Source organism: Nocardioides potassii (assembly GCF_021648885.1).
GTDB lineage: Bacteria > Actinomycetota > Actinomycetes > Propionibacteriales > Nocardioidaceae > Nocardioides > Nocardioides potassii.
On sequence record NZ_JAKJHZ010000007.1, the window covers coordinates 215,671 to 236,536 of the forward strand.

The window sequence follows — 20,866 nt, forward strand, 5'->3', positions numbered from 1 at the left end:
GGGGGGGGGGGGGGGGGGGGGTCGACGAAGAACTACGAGTGGGGGGGGGTCCGGGGGGGGGGGGGGGCCCGGGCCCCCCCCCCCCCCGCGAAGCGGGGGTGCGGTGCGGGACGGTGACGACTCAGAAGTCGAAGTCGTCGATGTTGTCCGCGTTGAAGGTGAACGGCTCGCCCAGCAGGACGGTGCCGTCGGCGCCGACCTCGAACTCGCCGAGCTCGCCGGCCTCGAAGGAGTCGCCCTCCTCGCCGGAGATGGTGCCGTCGACCAGCGCAGCAGCGGCGTACGTGGCCAGGTAGCCCAGGTCGCCCGGGTTCCACAGCGCGAACGAGCCGACGGTGCCGTCCTTGACGAACTCACGCATCTGGTTCGGGGTGCCGAGGCCGGTCAGCGCGACCTTGCCCTTGTACTCCGAGTCCGACAGGTAGCGCGCCGCGGCGGCAATGCCGACCGTGGTCGGGCTGATGATGCCCTTGAGGTCGGGGTGGTTCTGCAGCAGCGCCTCGGTCTGGTCGAAGGACTTCTGGTCCTCGTCGTCGCCGTAGACCGTGTCGACGAGCTTGATGTCGGCGTAGTCCGGGTTGTCGGCGAGCTCCTTCTCCATCATGTCGATCCACGCGTTCTGGTTGGTCGCGTTGGCCGAGGCGGACAGGATCGCGATCTCACCCGAGCCGCCGATCTCGTCGGCGATCAGCTCGAGCTGCTTGGACGCGATGCCCTCGGCGGTGGCCTGGTTGATGAACAGGTCGCGGCAGTCGGGGTTGGTGTCGGCGTCGAAGGTGACGACCTTGACGTCCGCGCTGCGGGCCTCGTCGATCGCGTCGCACAGCGCGTCGGGGTCGTTGGCCGAGATGATCAGCGCGTCCTTGCCCTGCTGGGCCACGGTGTTGATGTAGGACACCTGCGCGTCGGGGCTGCCGGTCTCCGGGCCGACCTCCTCGAAGTCCGCGCCGAGCTCGTCGGCGGCCTTCTCCGCACCGTCGGTGCTGGTGTCGAAGTAGGCGTTGCCGAGGTTCTTCGGGAGCATCGTGATGGACAGGTCGCCACCGCCGCTGCTCGAGCCGCCGTCGCTGCCGGAGCCGCCGTCGCCGCCGTCGTCGCTGCCGCAGCCGGCGAACGCGAAGGTCGCGGTGAGCAGGAGCGCGGCCAGGGCCGTGGGCTTCCTGGTGGGGAACTTCATGAGTCACTGCCTCTCGTTGTGACGCCGGCGGATGCCGCGTTCTCGTGGGTGTGGGACTCCCGAGGAGCCGCCGGTGCCGCCTTGCGGGGGAGCCTCGACGAGGCCGCAGCAAGGACGTTGGGGAGGATCACCGAGGCCACCAGGAGCAGGCCGACGATGATGTTGGTGACGTTGACCGTCACGCTCTCCAGGCGCAGGGCGCTGGAGATGACGCCGATCAGCACGACCCCGGCGAGCACGCCGTGGAGCCGGCCGCGGCCGCCGAAGATCGAGACGCCGCCAAGGAGCACCGCCGCGATGACCTGGAGCTCGTAGCCGGTGGCGTTGTCGCCGCGGGCCGAGCCGAACCGCAGGGTGAAGTAGATGCCGGCGAGCGCCGAGACGACGCCGGAGAGCAGGAAGAGCACCATCTTGGTGCGGGCCACGTCGACGCCGGTGAAGTGCGCCGCCTCGTCGTTGAGCCCGATGTCGTAGACGCCGCGGCCGAAGGTCGAGAAGTGCAGCAGGACCACGAAGCCGATCGCGAGGACCGCGAAGGGGATCATCACCAGCGGGATCTTGGTCTCGCCGATCGTGCCGGTCGCGAGGTCGGCCCACTTCTCGGTGAAGTCGGTGATCGCCTTCGTGCCGAGCAGCCCGACCGCGATGCCGCGGAAGAGCGCGAGGGTGCCGATGGTGACCGCGAGCGACGGCAGGCCGACGTACGCGATGAGGAAGCCGTTGAGCGCCCCGCAGGCCAGGCCCGCGAGGAGGGCCAGCAGCGCGGCCGCCGGCACGGACATCCCGCCCTCGTGCAGCACGCCGAGGAGGACGCTGCTGAGCCCCATGATGCTCGCGACCGACAGGTCGATCTCGCCGGTGATGATCACCAGCGTCATCGGGAGCGCGATCAGCAGGATCGGGGCGATGTCCTGGAGGAGGAACTTGATGGTGAGCGGACCGTCGAAGTTCGGCACGTTGGCGATCGAGTAGAGGATCACCGCCGCGGTGAGGGCGATGACGGCCGTCTCGCGGGTCAGCAGCAGCCGCTGCCACAGCGGTGCGGAGTACGCCGAGTAGGTGCGGGCGGGTGCCTGCGTCGTCGTGCTCATCAGCGGTCCCTCGATTCGGCGAGCTTGCGGGCCTGCCTGGCGGCGAGCACCCGGTCCAGGACGATCGCGCCGAGGATGAGCGCACCGACGACGGCGCGCTGCCAGAAGTCCTCGATGCCCAGGCTCGGGAGCGCGCGGTTGATGGTGACGAGCAGGAACGCGCCGATCGCCGCGCCCCACACGGTGCCGCTGCCGCCGAAGATCGCGATGCCGCCGATCACCGCGGCCGCGACGGCCTGCAGCTCGATGCCGCTGCCGACGCTGGAGCTCACTGTTCCGTAGCGGGCGGTGTAGAGGGCGCCGGCGAGGCCCGCCAGCGCGCCGCTGAGGACGAACGCGGCCAGGAGGCGACGCCGTACGGGCAGGCCGTAGAGGACCGCGGCGTCGGGGTCGGATCCGATCGCGTAGAGCTCGCGGCCGCCGCGTGCGGTGTGCAGGTAGTAGCCGACCGCCGCGAGGACCAGCACCGCGATGATCGTCAGCATCGGCACGCCGAGCACCGAGCGGGTGCCGAGGCGGAGGAACTCGCGGGGCAGGTCGCCGGCGTTGATCCGGTCGCTGCCCGCCCAGGTCAGCATGATGCCGCGGTAGATGTAGAGGGTGCCGAGCGTGATCACAAGCGCCGGCACCTTGCCGTACGCGACCAGCAGGCCGTTGACGAGACCGAGGACTGCGCCGAGCAGGAGGCAGGCGGCGACCACCGCGATGATCGGCAGCCCGGGGTGGTCGATGAAGAGCCGGCCGGTGAGGTAGGCGGTCAGCGCCATCACCGAGCCGACCGACAGGTCGACGTTGCGGGTGATGATCACGACGCCCTGGCCGACGGCCAGCAGCACGAGGATCGACGGGTTCAGCAGGAAGTTGCGCCAGCCGTCGGAGCTGAAGAGGAAGCTGTTGTTCTTCGTGGTGGCGAGCACGACGACGGCGACGAGCACGAGGAAGATCGACAGCTCGCGCGAGCGGAGCACGGTCGTGATTGCGCGCCGGGTCGGCGAGAGCCGGCTCGGCTCGACGAGGAGCGCCTCGCCGGTGCTGACCTCGGCGCCGTGCGCGTCGTGGGGGGTCTGGGTGGGGGTGCTCAACTCGCGTCCTCGAGGTGGTGGGTGGCCGCGTGCATGACGGCCTCGGGGGTGGCGTCGGCGCGGTCGAGCTCGGCGGTGATCCGGCCCTCGCAGAGGACGAGCACGCGGTCGGCCATGCCGAGGACCTCGGGCAGCTCGGAAGAGATCATCAGGATCGCGAGGCCCTGGCCGGCGAGCTCGGAGAGGAGCCGGTGGACCTCGGCCTTGGTGCCGACGTCGATGCCGCGGGTGGGCTCGTCGATGATCAGCAGCGCGGGGTTGGTCGCGAGCCACTTGGCGATGACGACCTTCTGCTGGTTGCCGCCGCTCATGGTGGCCGCGTTCATGTCGAGCGCGCTCGTCTTGACCTCCAGGCGTCCGGCCCACGGGCCAGCCGCCTTGTTCTCCATCGAAGAGGTCAGCAGCCCGGCCTTCGCGATGCTGCGGCGGATGACTCCGGCGACGTTGCGGGTGACCGACGAGTCGATGACCAGGCCCTGCTTGCGGCGGTCCTCGGGGATGAAGGCCATGCCGGCGCGGATGGCGGCGCGCGGGTCGTGGGCCTTGACGTCCTTGCCGCCGATGCGGACGGACCCGGAGTCGTAGGGATCGACGCCGAAGACGGCGCGCGCCACCTCGCTGCGACCGGCACCGACCAGGCCGGCCAGGCCGACGATCTCGCCGGCGCGGACCTCGAGGTGGACGTCGTGGAACACACCCGCTCGGCTGAGGCCGCTGACCTGGAGGACCGGCTCGCCGATCGTGGCGGCGACCTTGGGGAAGAGCTCGTCGACGTCGCGACCGACCATCAGCGAGACCAGCTCCGACGGCGAGGTCTCGTCGATCCGCAAGGTGTCGATGTAGGAGCCGTCGCGCATCACGGTGACGGTGTCGGCGAGGGCGAAGACCTCGTCGAAGCGGTGGGAGATGAAGACCAGCGCGCGGCCCTCGTCGCGCAGGCTGCGGGCGACGGCGAAGAGGCGGTCGACCTCGACGCCGCTGAGCGCCGCGGTGGGCTCGTCCATCACGAGCAGGCGCGCGTCGAGCGAGATGGCCTTGGCGATCTCGATGATCTGCTGGTCGGCGATCGAGAGGCCGGCCGCCGGGCGGCGGGGGTCGATGCGGACGCCGAGCCGGTCGAACAGCCGCTCCGCCTCGTCGTACATTCCCTGGCGGTCGATGCGACGACCGCGGGTGAGGGGCTGACGGCCCATGAAGATGTTCTCGGTCACCGACAGGTCGGGGAAGAGCGTCGGCTCTTGGTAGATCACCGCGACGCCCGCTGCCTTGGAGTCGGCCGTGGACGAGAAGTCGACGGACTCGCCCCCCAGCTCGAACACGCCGGAGTCGCGGCGGTGGACGCCGGCGACGACCTTGACGAGGGTCGACTTGCCGGCGCCGTTCTCGCCGATCAGAGCGTGGATCGAGCCGCCGTCGACTCGGAGGCTGCCGGACCGCAGCGCGACCACGGGACCGAACGACTTGGACACGTCGCGCAGCTCGAGCACCGGTACGGCGGTGTCGGTGGCGGTCATGATTCAATCCCTGCTGTCGGAGTTGAAAGGTTTCAGGTCGCCAGAAAACTAAGTGGCAGGCGTCACATCCGTCAAGGACCACCGCGGATTTTCTTGTGTCGTTTCATCGAGGCCGCGCGTGGACTAGTCTCCGAGGGTCAGCCAGCCCGAGGAGTCCGATGTCCATCAGCACCCCCGCGGCGCGCAACGGACGTCGGCCGTCGGTCAAGGACGTCGCCGAGCGCGCGCAGGTGTCCCTCGGGACCGTGAGCAACGTGCTCAACCGGCCCGACCGCGTCAGCGCCGGCACCCGGGAGCGCGTCGAGCGCGCGATGGCCGACCTCGGCTTCGTGCTCAACGAGTCGGCCCGGCAGCTGAGGATGGGGCGCAGCAACACCTTCGCCTACGTGATGCTCGACGCCACCAACCCCTTCTTCACCGACGTGGCCCGCGGCATCGAGCTCGCGGCCGAGAAGGCCGACCTCTCGCTCTTCCTCTGCAACAGCGACGGCCGCGGTCCGCGCGAGGCGGCGCACCTCGCCCACCTGCAGCAGCACCGCGTCGACGGCCTGCTGATCACGCCGGTCGACCCGGACTCGCCCGAGCTGGCGCGGGTCGTGCAGCACGGCACGCCGCTCGTGGTGGTCGACCGCGCGACCACGAGCAGGTCCTTCTGCTCCGTGACCGTCGACGACCGGCTCGGCGGCCGCATCGCGATCGAGCACCTCCTCGACCAGGGCCACACCAAGGTGGCCTTCATCGGCGGGCCGTCGTCCATCGGCCAGATCCGCGACCGCTTCGACGGTGCGTGCGACGCCTGGCGCGAAGCAGGACTGCCCGAGACCGACCTGCTGCGGGTCGAGACCGAGACCCTCTCGGTGCAGGAGGGACTGGTCGCCGGCGAACGGCTGGCCGGCCTGCCGCGCCGCAAGCGGCCCACCGCTGCCTTCTGCGCCAACGACCTCGTCGCCCTCGGCCTTCTGCAGCAGGCGATCTCGAGCGGCCAGCGCGTCCCGGAGGACATCGCCATCGTCGGCTACGACGACATCGCCTTCGCAGCGGGCGCCGCCGTACCCCTCTCCTCGGTCCGCCAGCCGCGGCAGAACCTCGGCCGCGCCGCCGCCGACCTGCTCATCGACGAGGTCAACAACCCCGAGCACGAGCACCAGCAGGTCGAGTTCACCCCCGAGCTGATCGCCCGCACCTCGACCCTCGGCTGAGCCGTTCGCGGCTGGTCAGTGGGCGACGCCGTACAACCGGTCTCCGGCGTCGCCGAGGCCGGGCACGATGTAGCCCTTGTCGTTGAGCTTCTCGTCGAGCGCAGCGGTCACGACGGTGACCGGTACGTCGAGGCCCTCGAGGCCGGCCTCGAGGTTGGCGACGCCCTCGGGGGCGGCGAGCAGGCAGATGGCCGTGATGTCGTCGGCGCCGCGGTCGGTGAGGAACGTGATCGCCGCGGCGAGGGTGCCGCCGGTCGCAAGCATCGGGTCGAGGACGTAGCACTGGCGGCCGGACAGGTCCTCGGGCAGCCGCTCGGCGTAGGTCGACGCCTCGAGCGTCTCCTCGTTGCGGACCATGCCCAGGAAGCCGACCTCGGCCGTCGGCAGGAGGCGCATCATGCCGTCGAGCATGCCGAGGCCGGCGCGGAGGATCGGGACGACCATCGGCTTCGGCTGGGCGAGGTAGACGCCCGTCGTCGGGCCGACCGGGGTGGTGATGTCGAGTGGGTCGACGCGCACCTCCCGGGTGGCCTCGTAGGCGAGCAGGGTGACCAGCTCGTCGGTGAGCCGCCGGAAGGTCGGCGAGTCCGTGCTCTCGTCGCGCAGGACGGTCAGCTTGTGGGAGACGAGCGGGTGGTCGACGACGTGCAGGCGCATGGGGCGACCCTAGTGGGCTTCGCGGCAAACAGGGTTGGCGGACCTGCGGCTTTCTGGGACATTGGAACGGTCCGATCGGTTGGGGAGGCCGGCATGTCCGAGCAGAGCGGCGGGATCGACTTCGCGCTGGCTGCCTTCGTCGAGGACGGCGAGTGGGAGGTGCAGGACATCGCCTCGCCCGCCTTCGACTCGGTCAAGTCCCTCGCCCACGGCCTCCGCCAGGTGTCGGGCGAGTCCGGCGCGGTCGGCATGGTCGCGGTCGACGAGGACTTCTTCGTGCTGGTCCGGGTGCTCGGCTCGTCGACGCGCGTGCTGCTCTCCGACGTCACGGCCGCCGACGAGTGGGAGATCGCCCAGTCCGTCATCGACTTCCTCGGCCTGCCCGCCCCGGAGGACGACGACGTCGAGGTGCCGGCCGGCGACCTCGACCTGCTCGCCGACCTCGGGATGCATGCGATCGACATGGGCGCGCTGCTCGACGACGTCGAGCTCTACCCCGACGAGATGCTTTCCGACATCGCGCGTCGGCTCGGCTTCGGCGACCTCTTCGACGACACGGTCGGGCTCGCTCCAGCATGAGCTACGAGGATCCGATGCGCCTGGCCCTCGCCGAGGCGCAGGCGGCCCTCGCCGGCGACGACGTACCGGTCGGTGCCGTCGTGCTCGACGAGACCGGCACCGTGATCGGGACCGGTCGCAACACGCGCGAGTCCGAGGGCGACCCGACCGGGCACGCCGAGGTGGTCGCGCTCCGAGCCGCGGCCTCCGCGCGTGGCGAGTGGCGGCTCACCGGCTGCACCCTCGTCGTCACCCTCGAGCCCTGCACGATGTGCGCCGGCGCCCTCGTGCTCGCCCGCGTCGACCGCCTCGTCTTCGGGGCGTACGACGACAAGCTCGGGGCCGTCGGCTCGCTGTGGGACGTGGTCCGTGACCGCCGGCTCAACCACCGGCCCGAGGTCGTGGCCGGCGTGCTGGCCGCCGAGTCGACGGCGCTGCTGGACTCCTTCTTCGCTCGTCACCGCCTCCCATGACCATCGTCCGCCGCGCGGCGACCGCCGACGCCGAGGTGCTGGCCCGGCTGCTGTGGGACTTCAACACCGAGTTCGAGACCGAGGTCGACGACGTCGACGTGCTGACGGGCCGGTTCACCCGGCTGCTCGGGCTCGACGAGGTCGTCGCGGTGCTGGCCGAGGACGACCGCGCCGCGGTCGGCTTCGCCCTGGTGGTGCTGCGACCGGCCATCTGGTTCGACGGCCCGGTCGCCCAGCTCGACGAGCTCTACGTCGTACCGCACCTCCGCGACCGGGGCATCGGCACGCAGGTCCTCGACCTCTGCCGCGGCCTGGCCGCCGAGCAGGGCGCGCCCGAGATGCACATCAACGTCGACGAGGTCGACGCCGACACCAGGCGGTTCTACGAGCGGCACGGGTTCGTGAACGTCGAGGACGGCACGGACTACCGGATGCTCTGCTACGTCGGTCCGACGTCCGCGTCGTGAGCCGGCCGCAACGCCGACACGTGTCCGGGAGATGGCCCCCGATCGGATGATCCGGGGGCGACATCGCGGACACGTGTACGCCGGCGGGCGCCGGCGACGGTGGTGGGCTCAGGCGCCGAGCTCCGCCGCGACGTGCCTCGCGATCTCCAGCGACGCCGTCGCGGCCGGCGACGGCGCGTTGAGGACGTGGAACTGGCGGGCGGACCGGGCGAAGTGGAAGTCGTCCACGAGACGGCCCGACCGGTCGATCGCCTGGGCCCGCACGCCCGCGGGCGCCGGTCGCAGCGCCTCGGTCGGGAGCTCGGGCACGAGCCGGCGGAGCGCGGCCGCGAAGCGGCGCCGCGACACCGACCGTGCCACCTCGGCGGCGCCGGTCCTCCAGTAGGTGCGCGCGAGCGGCCGGAACCCCGACCAGGTGACGGTCTCGAGGAGGTCGCGCCCGCTCACCGTCGTCCAGCCGTAGCCCTCGCGCGCCGCGGCCAGTACGGCATTCGGGCCGGCGTGGACGGTCCCGTCGAGACCGCGGGTCAGGTGGACACCCAGGAACGGGAGGTCGGGGTCGGGGACTGGGTAGACCAGGCCCTGCACCAGGTCGGCGTGTGCCTCGTCGAGCTCGTGGTACTCGCCGCGGAACGGCACGATCCGCACGCCGGGGTCGAGACCACCGAGCCGGGCGACGCGGTCGCTGTGGAGCCCGGCGCAGTTGACGAGCAGGTCCGCGTGGAGATCTCCGTGGTCCGTGCCCACGACGACGCCCGACGAGGTCTCGTCGATCCAGGTGACCTGCCGTCCCAGCAGCACCTCCCCGCCCTGCGAAGCGACCAGGTCGGCCAGCGTGCGGGTCACCGCGGCGTAGTCGACGCGCCCCGTCGAGTGCACGTGCAGGGCGGCGACGCAGCGCACGTGGGGCTCGACAGCCCGGGCCTCTGCCGGTCCGAGCCACGTGGACGGGACACCGTTCGCGTCGCCCCTGCGCTGCAGCTCACGCAGCGCACCCACCTGCCGGTCGTCAGTGGCGACGACGAGCTTGCCCGGTACGTCGTACGCGATCCCGTGGTCGGCCGCGAACCGCTTCATCGAGTCAGCACCGGCCACGCACAGCCTCGCCTTGAGGCTGCCCGGCTTGTAGTAGAGCCCGGAGTGGATCACGCCGGAGTTGCGTCCGGTCTGGTGGGCGGCGACCGCCGTCTCCTTCTCGACCACCCGCACCCGGTTCCCGCTCCCGGCGAGCTCCCGCGCGACGGCCATCCCGACGATGCCACCACCGACGACGACGACCGAGGTGTCGGTGCGGCTCATGGAGATCCTTTGAGACCGGACCTCGTCACGGTGCTGACGCCATCTCCTCGACACCCTCGGCCAGGCACTCCTCGAGCTCGCGGAGGTCGGCGACGGCGCTGGCGTCGACGTTGACGCCGATGCAGGCGGTGTCGCCGACGGTGACCAGGCAGACGGTGAGGGCAGCACCGGGGAGGGGGCCGAGGACGTACATCCCCTGCACCTCGGCGCCGGCCATGTAGCGCCGGCGGGGAGGGCCGGGCAGCGTCAGCACGAACGCGTCGGGGACCGCAGCGGTCTGCAGCGCGCCCGCGCCGACGAAGGCGGGCATCCGGTTCAGCAGAGGCGCGGCCGCCTCGAGCACCTCGAGCGCGCGCTCGGTGTGGAGCGACAGCACCTCACCGCGCACGGCCGCGACCCGGTCGACCGGGTCCTCGATCGCGAGGGGACCGGAGATGATCGCGCCGGCGAAGCGGTTGCCCAGGTCGTCGGCCCGGTCGAGGGACACCCGTACGCCGACCGGGATCTCGGGCACGGGGCCGCCCCGGCGCTCGTGGTAGCGGCGCAGCCCGCCGAGGACCAGGGCGACGGCGGCGTCGTCGAGGGTGCCGCCACCCTGCTTCGCTACCGCGCGCAGCCGGTCGAGCGGAGCCTCGAGGGTGAGGAAGGACCACATCCGGCCGGTGCGCGGCGACAGCTCCGGTGACGGAGGCGCCGCCTGCGAGACCAGGCGGCGGACGGACGCGCCGTAGCGGAGGGTCGCCGCGACCGCGGTCGACGGTCGCGTCGAGACCAGGGTGCGCGCGGTCGAGAGCGCGGAGGCCGCGAGGTTGGCAGAGCCCGCACGCAGCCCGGAGACGGCCAGGTCGACGGGATCGACCACGGCCGGCGCCCCGACCTCCGCACCCACGGGCTTGCGCGCCGTGTGCGCCCGCCTGCCCGACTGGAGCATCGACAACAGCTGCACCGTGCCGAGCGGGTCGGCCAGCGCGTGGTGGATCTTGAGGACGTACGCCGCGCCCGCTCCGCCCTCTCCTGCCAAGCCCTCGAACAGCACGCCCTCCCACAGCGGGCGCGTGCGGTCGAAGGGCCGCAGCGCGATCTGGGCGGCCTGCGCGAGCATCTCCTCGCGACTCGCGACGTGCTCGCGGCGCAGGTGGTAGCCGAGGTCGAAGGTCGGGTCGTCGGCCCACCTCGGCGCGGCGGTGGGGACGACCGGCTCGACGACGCGCTGGCGCAGGCGTCGTACGAGCCCGGTACCCCACTCCGTGGCGGCGACGAAGCGCTTCCAGTCGGGCGCGCGGTCGAGGTCGATGACGACCGTCGACGTGGACGACTGGACGGGGTGCCGCTCGGCGCGCCACATCAGCGTCTGCATCGGGGTCAGCTCCTCGCCCGACGCCCACGCCGCCGCTCCGCCCCAGCGCTCGAAGTCCTCGCTCGTCGTCATGTGGACGGCCACCTCGCGAGCGTCTCCTCGAACTTCGTGTGCAGCGCCGCGATCCGGTCGCTGAGGTCGTCCTCGTTCCAGTCGGTCTCGGGCTCGAGCACGCACACGTCGACGGTGCCTGGGTTGAGCACGAGCGAGCTGCGGCGCATCAGCTCGCCGGAGTTGCGCAGCACGACGGGTACGACGGGCACGCCGGCCTGCGCGGCGAGGTGGAAGGCGCCCTTGCGGAACGGTCCGAGCACGGGAGTGGCCGACCGGGTGCCCTCCGGGAAGATCATCAGCGAGGTGCCGCCGCGGATCCGGTCGACGACGCCGTCGAGGGTGGCGCGGGCGGACGCCGAGTCGGAGCGGTCGATGTAGGCCGGGTCGATGACGACCGAGCCGACCATGGCCCGCGGGTCCCACTTCGCCTCCTTCTTGGCGACGATCGTGAAGTCGCGCTCGAGGAGGTTGCCGAGGACGGGGATGTCGAGCGCGCTCTGGTGGTTGGCCACGAAGATCGCCGGCCGGTGGGTCCAGAGCCGCTCGCGGTGGAGGACGTCGACCTTCACTCCGGCCAGCGCCATCGGCAGGGAGGTCGCGAGCTTGATCGCGGCGTTGCGGCCCTCCTTGAGGTTGCCCGACAGCAGGCCGTAGGAGAGTCCGGCGACGACACCGGTGTTCATGCCGGCCAGCGCGGCCGCCGTACGACCCGCAGCGAGCAGCGAGCCGCCGACCGGGTCGCTCAGGTCGAGCACCGGCCAGCCGAGCCGGGCAGCGGCGGAGCGCAGGTCGCGGTGCGGGTTGAGCGCGGTGGGGTGGCCGACCGAGGACAGGAAGGCGACGTCCTCGTAGCCGTTGCCGTAGGCGTAGGACGTCGACAGGTCGATGCCGTGCTCGCGGGCGAAGGCGCGTACGCCGCTGGCCTTGTGCCGGCCCCACAGCATCGGGCCGTCGGTCGCGCCGGTGAACTGTCCGTCCTCGACGACCAGCTGGGTGCAGACGAGGTGCTCGACGCCGAGGTCGCGGGCGACCGGAGCGATCTGGTACTTCGTCGCCGCCGACGCGACCGCGACCGTGTGGCCGACCCGCTGGTGCGCCATCACCAGCGCCCGGGACTCGCGGCGGATGGTGCCGGCGATCTTGGAGCGGAACAGCCGCTCGCCGAGGTCGGCGAACGCCTCCTCGGACTCGCCGCGCATCGCCGAGAACGCGACGTGGGCGATCCGGGTCGGGTCGCCCCCGAGCTCGCCGTCGACCGCGGTGACCACGGTGCGGAGGAACTCGGCGGGCGAGACGTCGCGGCCCTTGAGCCGGTCGCCGTAGAACGTGGCTGCGGTGTAGCCCGCGACCAGGGTGCCGTCGAGGTCGAAGAACGCACCCACCGCCGGTCCCTGCGGTCCGGCCTCGATCGCGTCGATCGCGGCGAGGACCTCGTCCGAGAGCCCGCTCACGGCCTGATCACCCGGCATCCTGGCGGTCGGGCTCGGGGAGCACGACCTGCGCCTGGGACTTCTCTCCGGCGATCTCGCCGATGATGTTGACCCGGCGCACCGCCTCGCGCAGCTCGGCCGCGAAGGCCTCGCGCGCGGAGCCGACGCCGTCCCCGCCGTCGAGCAGACCCTTGTGCCGCGCCAGCGCCATCGCCGTGCGGAACAGCTCGAGCGAGATCGACTCGGCGCTCGCGACCCGACGCTGGAGCGCCCACTGCTGGCCGACGGCGAGCGAGTCCTGGAGCAGGTCGTCCTCGTCGATCGGGCTGTCGCCGCGGTCGGCGAGCCGGTCGGCCACGACGAGGTAGGCGTCCAGGAACGGGCGCAGCACGAGGTGCGAGAGGTGGGGGCGCGCGGAGACGAGCAGCTCGCGCGCCCTCGTCGGTGACAGGTCGCTGACGTCCTCGCCGACCAGCAGCTGGAGCTCGGTGCGCAGGTCGTCCTCGAAGCCGGCGCGGCCCGGGAAGAAGAACTCGAACTTGAGGAGGTCCCGCATCCGCTTGGCCTCCTCCCAGCCGACCTGCAGCTCGCCGCCGGCAGGCAGCTCTGCGTCGGGCTCCAGCTCGCTGACGGTGAGCAGCGCGAGCTCACCGATCGCGCGCTCGACGAGGATGTGGATGACCGTGTTGCGGTAGAACGCGGCGACCAGGTGCTGGTCGTCCCCGATCTTCCAGACCGGCTCGGTCCCGGCGTCGTACGCCGTCAGCACACCGCTGCGGGCCAGCTCGGCGAGCGCGCGGCGGATGGTCGAGCGGTCCCGCAGGTCGGCGGCGCCCGCGACCGGCCAGTGTCGCGCCTCGATGTAGGCCGCGAGCGGCTCGACGGTGTCGAGGACCTCGTCGACGGTCAGTGCGCGGTCGGCGCCGAGCAGCGCGAGGCTCACGATGGCCGTCACCGTCACCGGCGTGGCGCGGTTGAGCCGGTGGGAGATGTCGAGCGCGACCCGCTCGACGGCCGCGTGCCCGGTGACGCCGTCCGCCTCGAGCTCGGCCATCCGCTCGCGCAGCGAGAAAGGCTCGCCGACGGTGAGGTAGGCGCGGCCGAGGCGGTTGCGCTGGAGACGGGCGAAACGGACCAGCCAGCGCCAGTCCTCCGGGGTCTTCGTGGCGCCGCGCGCCTCGTCGGTCATCAGCGAGACCTCGTGGAGCTGGTCGTAGACCACGGACATCGGCACGACCTGGACGTCGGGCGCCTCGTCTCCCTCGACGGTGTCGGTGAGGTACTTCAGGATGCCGTGCACCGGCGGGCGGAGCTTGCCGGTGCGGGTGCGACCGCCCTCGATCGACCATGCGAGGTTGCGCTTGTTGGTCACCATCTGGCGGATGTAGGAGCGCAGGGCGAGCCGGTAGACCGGGATCTCCTGCGTCGAGCGGCGGATGAAGATGAGGCCCGTACGACTGGCGATGGTGCCGATGACGGGCAGGTTCAGGTTGGCCCCGCCGAACGTGTACGTCGGCGAGAACCGCCGGGCCGCCAACGCGTTGGGGATCACCATGCCGTCGAGGTAGGACCGGTGGCTGAACGCGAGCGCGAGGCTGTGGGAGCGGTCGAGGCGCTTGAGGGCGTGCATGTCGTCCTCGTCCACCAGCACGTCGTACGCCCGGAGGAACCACTCGCCCAGCCGCACCCACCCCTGCGCGGTGCGGTCGTCGTGGTCGGCGGCCATCTCGTGCAGGTAGCCCTTCGCCTCCTCCCAGACCTCCGCCTCGGGACGGCCCTGCTCGGTGGCCTGCTCGGCCACCGCGGCCTGGAACCGCTTGTCGTGGACGAGCTCGGTGACCTCCTGCGGCGGGGCGGCCGGGAGCCGCTCGCCGACGCTCCTCGGCAGCGCGGAGCGGGCCAGGTCACGGGCTCGTCGGACGGCAGTCACGTCTTCCCACCGCTCCTTCCCGCTCGCGCGCAACGGCGAGCACAGGTGTGCGCCGAAACGTACCGCCGCGCGCGCTCCCTGACCACGGCCCCGCGGGGATTCGCGGACCCGCTGCCGTTTTCCTGGTGCCCCACGCCCTCCGGTATGGTCTCCCGCGGTGGCGTGTCCGAGCGGCCGAAGGTGCAACACTCGAAATGTTGTGTGGGGTCACACCCACCGTGGGTTCAAATCCCACCGCCACCGCCATTGATCGGGCCGGTCCTCCATGGGCCGGCCCGATCTGTGCGTCTCGAGGACGTCGGTCGCAGACGCGCAGGCATTGGTGCTCGTACGACGCCCGCCCCACGCTCGCGCCCGTTCGGCCGTCCGACCAGTGCCCGCGCGTCTCCGTGATTCGCGTGCGGCAGGATCGCGGCATGCGCGCCGTGGTCGTCGACGAGGTCCGTTCGCAGCCCGAGGTGCGGGAGGTGCCCGATCCGTCGGCGCCGGCCGGCGGGGTCGTCGTACGGGTCGCGGCGACGGGGGTGTGCCGCAGCGACTGGCACGCGTGGGCCGGGCACGACGACATCGTCTTCCCGCACGTGCCGGGCCACGAGCTCGCCGGGGAGGTGGTCGAGGTCGGGACGGGCGTCGAGCGCTGGCGGGCGGGCGACCGGGTGACCGTGCCGTTCGTCTGCGGCTGCGGAAAGTGCGAGTGGTGCCGGCAGGGCGACGCGCAGGTGTGCCCCGACCAGCACCAGCCGGGCTTCACCCACTGGGGGTCCTTCGCCGAGCGCGTCGCGCTGCACGCCGCCGACACGAACCTCGTCGCGATCCCCGACGGCGTCGAGATGACCGCCGCCGCCAGCCTGGGCTGCCGGTTCGCCACGGCCCACCGCGCGCTCCTCGCCCGTGCCCGCGTCCGACCGGGCGAGTGGGTCACGGTCGTCGGCTCCGGCGGCGTCGGGCTCAGTGCGGTGATCATCGCCAAGGCCGTCGGTGCCCGCGTGGTCGCGGTCGACCGCAACCCCCAGGCCCTCGCCGCGGCCGCGAGCCTCGGCGCGGACCACACGGTAGTCGCGGACGGCACCGACGTACCGGCCGCCGTCGCCGACCTCACCGGAGGCGGCAGCCACGTCTCGGTCGACGCGGTCGGCAGCGAGCAGACCGGTGCGGACGCGATCCTCGCCCTCCGCCGCCGCGGCCGGCTCGCGCAGGTCGGCCTGCTGCCGCCGATCGAGGGCCACCCTCGGGTACCGATGGCGCGCGTCATCGGCTGGGAGCTCGACCTCCTCGGCAGCCACGGCATGGCCGCCGCCGACTACCCCGCGATGCTCGCGCTCATCGAGTCCGGCGACCTTCGGCCACAGCTGCTCGTCGAGCGGGTCATCGGCCTCGAGGAGGCGGCCGCCCTGCTGCCGGTCTTCGACTCAGCGATGGTCGCCGGGATGACGATCGTCGACCCCGCCCGCTGAGGTGGGGATCCATCACGCGCGGCACAGGAGCGGTCAGACCGGGTCGGTGACGTCCGCGACCTGCGCGTCGAAGTGGCGTACGACGTCGTCGGCGGCGAGCGTCGCGGCGACGCCGTGCCCGCCGGCACCCAGCGAGATCGTGCGGCCGACGATGCGTTCGTCGGCGACCACCGGCAGGGCGGCGCGTGAGCCGAACGGCGTGATCGTGCCGCGCTCGTAACCGGTCACCTCGCGGGCGGCGTCGGCGTCGGGCATCGAGATCCGGTTGACGCCGAGGAGGGCGCGCAGCTTGGGCCAGGAGATCTGGCGGTCGCCGGGGACGAGCACGAAGAGGTGGTCGCCCTCGCCGCGCCGCACGACCATCGTCTTCACGATCGCGGACGGGTCCACCCCGCGCGCGGCGGCGGCCTCGGCGAGCGAGCCGACCCGGCCGTGCCGGGTGACGGTGTGCTCCAGGCCGGACTCGGCCAGCGCGACGGTCGCGGGTGTCTCGTCGTCCACGGGTCGAGCGTACGACCGCGGGCGCAGGTGGACCCCGTCGATTCGGAACTATTTGCACTGAGTGCAACAATCGACGGCATGTCCACCTCGCCCGCCGCCGACGGTCGGGGCGCCCTGCGCCTCCAGCGCCGGGACGCCATCGTCGCGGCCGCCCGCACGCTGGCCGGGACGGGCGGGGCGGCCGGCTTCACGGTCGACCAGGTCGCACAGCTCGCAGGCGTCTCCCGGCGCACGGTCTTCAACCACTTCGCGACCGTCGACCATCTGCTGGTGGCGGTGTGCGAGCAGATCCTCGCCGAGGCGACGGCCGACATCCTCGCGCACGTGGACCGCGACACCTCGGCGCTGCCCGAGGGCGCCGCGGGTGGCTGCGCCGCGCTCGACGCGATGGGCGAGGCCGCGCGCCAGGTCGACCTGGCCTCCGCGATCGTCACCATCCACCGGATGCTCGGGTGCCCCGAGCCCGGGGACGACCGGGCGCAGGCCATCTCCCGCACGGCCTTCGACCACGTCGGCGGGCTGCTGCGCGAGCGCCTGCGCGAGCGGGCCCCGGGCCTCGACGCCGTCGACCTCGAGCTCGGGCTGTCGCTGATGTTCGCCGGGATCACGACCATCGCCGAGCTCTGGCTCGCGGCGCATCCCGAGCTCGAGCACGAGCTGACGCCGTCCGCTCGCGTGGACTGGGATCGGCTGCTCGACCGGCTCGTCCACCGACTCCGCACCGGCAACGCCGGCTGAGACCACTCCGGCAACAACACCGGCAACAGCACCAGCAACCGAAAGGCCACCCGTCCGTCATGGCTGAGCTCCTCTACCGCATCGGTCGCCTCGCAGCGCGCCGCCACTGGTCCGTGATCGGCGCCTGGCTCGCGGTGCTGGTCGTGACCGGCGTGACGTACGCGTCGTTCGCCGGCACGCTGTCGTCGTCGATCACCCTGCCCGACACACCGACCACCCAGGTGTCCGGGCAGCTGGAGCGCGACTTCGACGGCACCGGCGGGGGCAACGGCACGATCGTCGTGGAGTCCACCGACGGTTCGGCCCTCTCGACCGAGCAGCAGCGGGCTGTCACGGACCTCTTCGACCGCATCACGGCGGTCGACGGCGTCTCCGAGGTCACCGACCCCTTCGCCACGCAGCAGCGCGTCGACGACGGCGCACGAAAGGTGGCCGAGGGTCGTACGCAGCTCAACGAGGGGCTGGCGAAGCTGAGCCAGGCGCAGGGCCAGATCGACGGCGGCCGCGCGGCCCTGGAGCAGCAGCGGCGGCAGGCCCGCGCCAACGGCACGCTGGCCGCCGTACGCCCGCAGCTCGAGGCCGCGGAGCAGCAGCTCGACGACGGCCAGGCCGAGCTCGACCGCCAGCGCGCCAAGGTCGACGAGCAGCTCCCGCAGCTCGAGCAGGGAGAGACCCTGTCGCGGCTGTCGTCGGGCTACCGCACCGTCTCCGAGGACGGGTCGGCCGCCGTCGCCAACGTCGTCTTCGACGTCGCGATCAACGAGGTCCCGGTCGAGACCAAGACCGCCATCGAGGACCTCGTCGCGGACGCCGACATCGCCGGCGTCGCGGTCCACCCCTCGCAGGACATCGCGCAGACGGTCCCCTCCATCCTCGGCCCCGGCGAGGTCGCCGGTGTCGTGATCGCCGCGATCGTCCTGTTCCTCATGCTCGGCACGGTCCTCGGCGCCGCCCTGCCGCTCGTGACCGCGCTGCTCGGCGTCGGCGTCGCGTCGCTCGCCTCGCTGTCGTTCTCGGGCCTCGTCGAGTTCGTCTCCGTCACCCCGGTGCTCGGCGTGATGCTGGGCCTCGCGGTGGGCATCGACTACTCGCTCTTCATCATCAACCGCCACCGCCGCCAGCTCATGGAGGGCACCGAGCTCCACGACTCGATCGGCCTGGCCAACGGCACGTCCGGCAACGCCGTCGTCTTCGCCGGCGTCACGGTGATGGTCGCGCTGCTGGCGCTCAACGTCACCGGCGTCCCCTTCCTCGGGCTGATGGGCACCGTCGGCGCGGTCGCCGTGATGGTCGCGATCCTCATGGCCGTCACCCTCACCCCGGCGATCCTGTCGCTGGTGGGCCGGCGCATCCTCCGCAAGCGCGAGCGCACCAGCCTCGGCGCCGGCGAGACGTCCCGCGACGCGGCCATCACCGACCAGGACCGCCCGATGAGCAACCGTCGCGCGTGGTCGGTCCTCGGACTCGGCGTCGCCGTGCTGCTGGTCATCGCCGCACCGGCCACCCAGATGCGGCTCGGCCTTCCCGACGGCTCGACGCAGCCGCCGGACTCGCCCGCCTACCAGGCCTACGAGGTCCAGGCGGACAAGTTCGGCGAGGGCTCCAACGGCCCGCTGCTGGTCGTCGCCGACCTCCCCGGCGCCATCAGCGAGGACGACGTCACTGCCGAGCAGGCGACGATCGGCTCACAGATCGGCGACGTCTGGAACGTCCACGCCGTCGTGCCGATCGCCGCGTCCAAGGACCGTACGGCGCTCGCCTTCCAGGTGGTGCCCAACGGGTCGCCCACCGACCAGTCGACCGCCGAGCTCGTGCAGAACCTCCGCTCGACCACCCTCAGCACCACGTCGGGGGGCGACGTCACCCTCGGCGTCGCGGGCAACGCGAGCGCGGGCATCGACATCTCCGACCAGCTGTCCAGCGTGCTCCCGGTCTACCTGCTGCTCGTCGTCGGCCTCTCGCTGCTGATCCTGGTCGTGGTGTTCCGCTCGATCCTGGTCCCGTTGACCGCGACGGTCGGGTTCGTCCTGTCGCTGCTCGCCGCCTTCGGCGGGATCACCGCGATCTTCCAGCTCGGCTTCCTCGGCAGTGTCTTCGGCGTGCACGCGCCTGGCCCCGTACTGAGCTTCCTGCCCATCATCGCGACGGGCATCCTCTTCGGGCTGGCGATGGACTACCAGCTCTTCCTCGTCTCGGGGATGCGGGAGGCCTACGCCCACGGTGCACCGGCCCGCGTCGCGGTCCAGCACGGCCTGCGCGCCGGCCGGTCGGTCGTCACGGCCGCGGCGATCATCATGATCTCCGTCTTCGCGGGTTTCATCTTCTCCCACGACGCGACCATCAAGCCGATCGGCTTCGGCCTCGCCTTCGGCGTGCTGCTCGACGCGTTCGTGGTGCGGATGCTGCTCATCCCCGCCGCGATGCACCTGCTCGGCGAGGCCGCCTGGTGGCTGCCGACGTGGCTGGACCGGCTGCTGCCGGACGTCGACGTCGAGGGCGCCAGGCTCGAGCGGAGCCACGCGCCGCAACCCGACGCGGACGCCGCAGCGCCGGTGTCGTCGTAGGCGACCGCGCCGACGTGCCCGACAATGGTCCCGTGACCGAACCGCGACCCGTCCGCACCTGGCTGACCGACATGGACGGGGTGCTGGTCCGCGAGGAGGACCCGATCCCGGGCGCGAAGGAGTTCATCGCGAGCCTCCGCGAGCACGGCATCCCGTTCCTGGTGCTGACGAACAACTCGATCTTCACCCCACGCGACCTGCGCGTGCGGCTGCTGCGCAGCAGCGGCATCGACGTGCCGGAGGAGTCGATCTGGACGTCAGCGCTGGCGACGGCGCAGTTTCTGGACGACCAGCGTCCGGGAGGCTCGGCGTACGTCGTCGGCGAGGCAGGCCTGACGGCGGCGGTGCACGACATCGGCTACGTCATGACCGACCAGGACCCCGACTACGTCGTGCTCGGCGAGACCCGGACCTACTCGTTCGAGGCGATCACGCGGGCGATCCGCCTCATCAACGGGGGCGCGCGGTTCATCGCCACGAACCCCGACCCGAGCGGGCCGAGCGCGCAAGGGATGCTGCCGGCGACCGGCTCGGTGGCGGCGTTGATCAGCACGGCGACGGGACGCCAGCCGTACTTCATCGGCAAGCCCAACCCGCTCATGATGCGCAGCGCGCTCAACCAGATCGAGGCGCACTCCGAGACGACCGTGATGATCGGCGACCGGATGGACACCGACATCATCAGCGGGCTCGAGGCCGGGATGCGCACGATCCTCGTCGCCACGGGCGCGACCGAGCGCCACCAGGTCGAGGACTTCCCCTACCGCCCCACCCGGGTCGTCGACTCGATCGCCGACGTCGTGCCGCTCGTCAGCGAGATGTACCTGCCCGAGGACGTCTGAGTCCCTCCGGGCCTCACAGGACGAAGATCGCGATGACCACCGCGGTGATCAGCAGCGAGACCAGCAGGGATCCGGCACAGCCGAGGCGGTTGCTGAAGAAGAGGAACACGGCGCCCCCGTACCCAGGCGCCCTATCGTCATCCTCGGGGGTCGCCTATGCGGCGTGGCTCGGGAGCAGCCGGCGCACCAGGCGGCGCAGTGAGCTCTCCGGGGCCGTGGACCGCTGCAGCGGCAGCAGGTGGGTCAGTCCCTCGCGCTCGGCCATGAGCTGGATCGCGTCGTCCTCGTAGGACTGCGCCAGCTGCTCGGCCAGGTCCAGGTCGTCGCGGGCGACGGCACCCTCGATGGCGCGGGCGTAGGAGTCGTGCAGGTCGTTGAGCTCGTCGATGAGACGCATGGAACTCTCCTCGGTTCGGGTCCTCACCTCCAGTGTGGAGAACCGATTGGAACGATCCAAGACCTCGACCGTGTGAGATTGC

General features: G+C 71.9%; 19 protein-coding genes and 1 tRNA gene. 9 read left to right on the forward strand and 11 right to left on the reverse strand.

What is annotated here, in order from left to right:
- Positions 1-121: 121 nt before the first annotated feature.
- From rhaS to L2K70_RS11805, 4 genes are read right to left on the reverse strand one after another with little or no spacing between them, the layout of a single operon-like run.
- Positions 122-1,177, reverse strand: a complete 1,056-nt coding sequence (gene rhaS, locus L2K70_RS11790) for a rhamnose ABC transporter substrate-binding protein (RefSeq protein WP_236402125.1) — start codon at positions 1,175-1,177, stop codon at positions 122-124.
- Positions 1,174-2,268: an ABC transporter permease gene (locus tag L2K70_RS11795; protein ID WP_236402127.1), complete on the reverse strand. Its 1,095-nt coding sequence runs from the start codon at positions 2,266-2,268 to the stop codon at positions 1,174-1,176. Before L2K70_RS11795 ends, rhaS begins: the two co-directional genes overlap by 4 nt.
- Positions 2,268-3,350 (reverse strand): ABC transporter permease, encoded by a 1,083-nt coding sequence (locus L2K70_RS11800; RefSeq protein WP_236402129.1) that lies wholly within the window; start codon positions 3,348-3,350, stop codon positions 2,268-2,270. Before L2K70_RS11800 ends, L2K70_RS11795 begins: the two co-directional genes overlap by 1 nt.
- Positions 3,347-4,864, reverse strand: a complete 1,518-nt coding sequence (locus L2K70_RS11805) for a sugar ABC transporter ATP-binding protein (protein ID WP_236402131.1) — start codon at positions 4,862-4,864, stop codon at positions 3,347-3,349. Before L2K70_RS11805 ends, L2K70_RS11800 begins: the two co-directional genes overlap by 4 nt.
- Positions 4,865-5,022: 158 nt before the next feature.
- Between L2K70_RS11805 and L2K70_RS11810 the strand changes: the two genes are divergently transcribed.
- Positions 5,023-6,063, forward strand: a complete 1,041-nt coding sequence (locus L2K70_RS11810) for a LacI family DNA-binding transcriptional regulator (protein WP_236402133.1) — start codon at positions 5,023-5,025, stop codon at positions 6,061-6,063.
- Positions 6,064-6,078: 15 nt separating this feature from the next.
- Here L2K70_RS11810 and upp read toward each other — a convergent pair whose 3' ends face one another.
- Positions 6,079-6,720 (reverse strand): uracil phosphoribosyltransferase, encoded by a 642-nt coding sequence (gene upp, locus L2K70_RS11815; RefSeq protein ID WP_236402134.1) that lies wholly within the window; start codon positions 6,718-6,720, stop codon positions 6,079-6,081.
- A gap of 93 nt (positions 6,721-6,813) precedes the next feature.
- Between upp and L2K70_RS11820 the strand changes: the two genes are divergently transcribed.
- Genes L2K70_RS11820 through L2K70_RS11830 form a run of 3 tightly spaced genes read left to right on the forward strand, consistent with a single transcriptional unit; the run spans position 6,814 to position 8,218 of the window.
- Entirely contained in the window at positions 6,814-7,299 is a 486-nt protein-coding gene (locus L2K70_RS11820; RefSeq protein ID WP_236402136.1) for a tRNA adenosine deaminase-associated protein, read from the forward strand.
- The gene (locus tag L2K70_RS11825; RefSeq protein ID WP_504928247.1) at positions 7,296-7,751 is read left to right on the forward strand and encodes a nucleoside deaminase; all 456 of its coding nucleotides are present in this window, start codon (positions 7,296-7,298) and stop codon (positions 7,749-7,751) included. The genes L2K70_RS11820 and L2K70_RS11825 overlap by 4 nt, the downstream gene beginning before the upstream one ends.
- Positions 7,748-8,218 carry a GNAT family N-acetyltransferase gene (locus L2K70_RS11830; protein WP_236402140.1) on the forward strand — a complete coding sequence of 157 codons (471 nt, stop codon included), beginning with the start codon at positions 7,748-7,750 and terminating at the stop codon, positions 8,216-8,218. Before L2K70_RS11825 ends, L2K70_RS11830 begins: the two co-directional genes overlap by 4 nt.
- A gap of 108 nt (positions 8,219-8,326) precedes the next feature.
- Here the strand turns inward: L2K70_RS11830 and lhgD are convergent, their stop codons facing one another.
- From lhgD to L2K70_RS11850, 4 genes are read right to left on the reverse strand one after another with little or no spacing between them, the layout of a single operon-like run.
- On the reverse strand, positions 8,327-9,517 hold the full coding sequence (lhgD, locus tag L2K70_RS11835; RefSeq protein WP_236402147.1) for an L-2-hydroxyglutarate dehydrogenase: 1,191 nt from the start codon (positions 9,515-9,517) through the stop codon (positions 8,327-8,329).
- Between the two features lie 25 nt (positions 9,518-9,542).
- On the reverse strand, positions 9,543-10,958 hold the full coding sequence (locus tag L2K70_RS11840) for a wax ester/triacylglycerol synthase domain-containing protein (RefSeq protein WP_236402149.1): 1,416 nt from the start codon (positions 10,956-10,958) through the stop codon (positions 9,543-9,545).
- The gene (locus tag L2K70_RS11845) at positions 10,943-12,379 is read right to left on the reverse strand and encodes an HAD-IB family hydrolase (protein WP_236402151.1); all 1,437 of its coding nucleotides are present in this window, start codon (positions 12,377-12,379) and stop codon (positions 10,943-10,945) included. The genes L2K70_RS11840 and L2K70_RS11845 overlap by 16 nt, the downstream gene beginning before the upstream one ends.
- A gap of 7 nt (positions 12,380-12,386) precedes the next feature.
- On the reverse strand, positions 12,387-14,288 hold the full coding sequence (locus L2K70_RS11850) for a lysophospholipid acyltransferase (RefSeq protein WP_236402153.1): 1,902 nt from the start codon (positions 14,286-14,288) through the stop codon (positions 12,387-12,389).
- Between the two features lie 156 nt (positions 14,289-14,444).
- On the opposite strand from L2K70_RS11850, the gene L2K70_RS11855 reads away from it, so the two are divergent.
- Both L2K70_RS11855 and L2K70_RS11860 read left to right on the forward strand, forming a co-directional pair.
- Positions 14,445-14,534, forward strand: a tRNA-Ser gene (locus tag L2K70_RS11855).
- Positions 14,535-14,704: 170 nt separating this feature from the next.
- Entirely contained in the window at positions 14,705-15,742 is a 1,038-nt protein-coding gene (locus L2K70_RS11860) for a zinc-binding dehydrogenase (RefSeq protein WP_236402155.1), read from the forward strand.
- A 33-nt stretch (positions 15,743-15,775) separates the two neighbouring features.
- Here the strand turns inward: L2K70_RS11860 and L2K70_RS11865 are convergent, their stop codons facing one another.
- Positions 15,776-16,243, reverse strand: a complete 468-nt coding sequence (locus L2K70_RS11865; RefSeq protein WP_236402159.1) for an aminoacyl-tRNA deacylase — start codon at positions 16,241-16,243, stop codon at positions 15,776-15,778.
- Positions 16,244-16,321: 78 nt separating this feature from the next.
- On the opposite strand from L2K70_RS11865, the gene L2K70_RS11870 reads away from it, so the two are divergent.
- Genes L2K70_RS11870 through L2K70_RS11880 form a run of 3 tightly spaced genes read left to right on the forward strand, consistent with a single transcriptional unit; the run spans position 16,322 to position 20,387 of the window.
- The gene (locus L2K70_RS11870; RefSeq protein ID WP_236402160.1) at positions 16,322-16,981 is read left to right on the forward strand and encodes a TetR/AcrR family transcriptional regulator; all 660 of its coding nucleotides are present in this window, start codon (positions 16,322-16,324) and stop codon (positions 16,979-16,981) included.
- 59 nt (positions 16,982-17,040) lie between these two features.
- The gene (locus tag L2K70_RS11875; RefSeq protein WP_236402163.1) at positions 17,041-19,545 is read left to right on the forward strand and encodes an MMPL family transporter; all 2,505 of its coding nucleotides are present in this window, start codon (positions 17,041-17,043) and stop codon (positions 19,543-19,545) included.
- Between the two features lie 32 nt (positions 19,546-19,577).
- Positions 19,578-20,387 (forward strand): HAD-IIA family hydrolase, encoded by an 810-nt coding sequence (locus L2K70_RS11880; RefSeq protein ID WP_443689306.1) that lies wholly within the window; start codon positions 19,578-19,580, stop codon positions 20,385-20,387.
- A 154-nt stretch (positions 20,388-20,541) separates the two neighbouring features.
- Here the strand turns inward: L2K70_RS11880 and L2K70_RS11885 are convergent, their stop codons facing one another.
- A complete protein-coding gene (locus L2K70_RS11885) occupies positions 20,542-20,784 on the reverse strand; it encodes a hypothetical protein (RefSeq protein WP_236402164.1) in 243 nt (80 codons plus the stop codon).
- Positions 20,785-20,866 lie beyond the last annotated feature (82 nt).

Bases quoted from the DNA above. Each gene is read 5' to 3' on its own strand.
- rhaS (WP_236402125.1), bottom strand. From the start codon at position 1,177: ATGAAGTTCCCCACCAGGAAGCCCACGGCCCTGGCCGCGCTCCTGCTC.
- L2K70_RS11795 (WP_236402127.1), bottom strand. From the start codon at position 2,268: ATGAGCACGACGACGCAGGCACCCGCCCGCACCTACTCGGCGTACTCC.
- L2K70_RS11805 (WP_236402131.1), bottom strand. From the start codon at position 4,864: ATGACCGCCACCGACACCGCCGTACCGGTGCTCGAGCTGCGCGACGTG.
- L2K70_RS11810 (WP_236402133.1), top strand. From the start codon at position 5,023: ATGTCCATCAGCACCCCCGCGGCGCGCAACGGACGTCGGCCGTCGGTC.
- upp (WP_236402134.1), bottom strand. From the start codon at position 6,720: ATGCGCCTGCACGTCGTCGACCACCCGCTCGTCTCCCACAAGCTGACC.
- L2K70_RS11820 (WP_236402136.1), top strand. From the start codon at position 6,814: ATGTCCGAGCAGAGCGGCGGGATCGACTTCGCGCTGGCTGCCTTCGTC.
- L2K70_RS11825 (WP_504928247.1), top strand. From the start codon at position 7,296: ATGAGCTACGAGGATCCGATGCGCCTGGCCCTCGCCGAGGCGCAGGCG.
- L2K70_RS11830 (WP_236402140.1), top strand. From the start codon at position 7,748: ATGACCATCGTCCGCCGCGCGGCGACCGCCGACGCCGAGGTGCTGGCC.
- lhgD (WP_236402147.1), bottom strand. From the start codon at position 9,517: ATGAGCCGCACCGACACCTCGGTCGTCGTCGTCGGTGGTGGCATCGTC.
- L2K70_RS11860 (WP_236402155.1), top strand. From the start codon at position 14,705: ATGCGCGCCGTGGTCGTCGACGAGGTCCGTTCGCAGCCCGAGGTGCGG.
- L2K70_RS11870 (WP_236402160.1), top strand. From the start codon at position 16,322: ATGTCCACCTCGCCCGCCGCCGACGGTCGGGGCGCCCTGCGCCTCCAG.
- L2K70_RS11875 (WP_236402163.1), top strand. From the start codon at position 17,041: ATGGCTGAGCTCCTCTACCGCATCGGTCGCCTCGCAGCGCGCCGCCAC.
- L2K70_RS11885 (WP_236402164.1), bottom strand. From the start codon at position 20,784: ATGCGTCTCATCGACGAGCTCAACGACCTGCACGACTCCTACGCCCGC.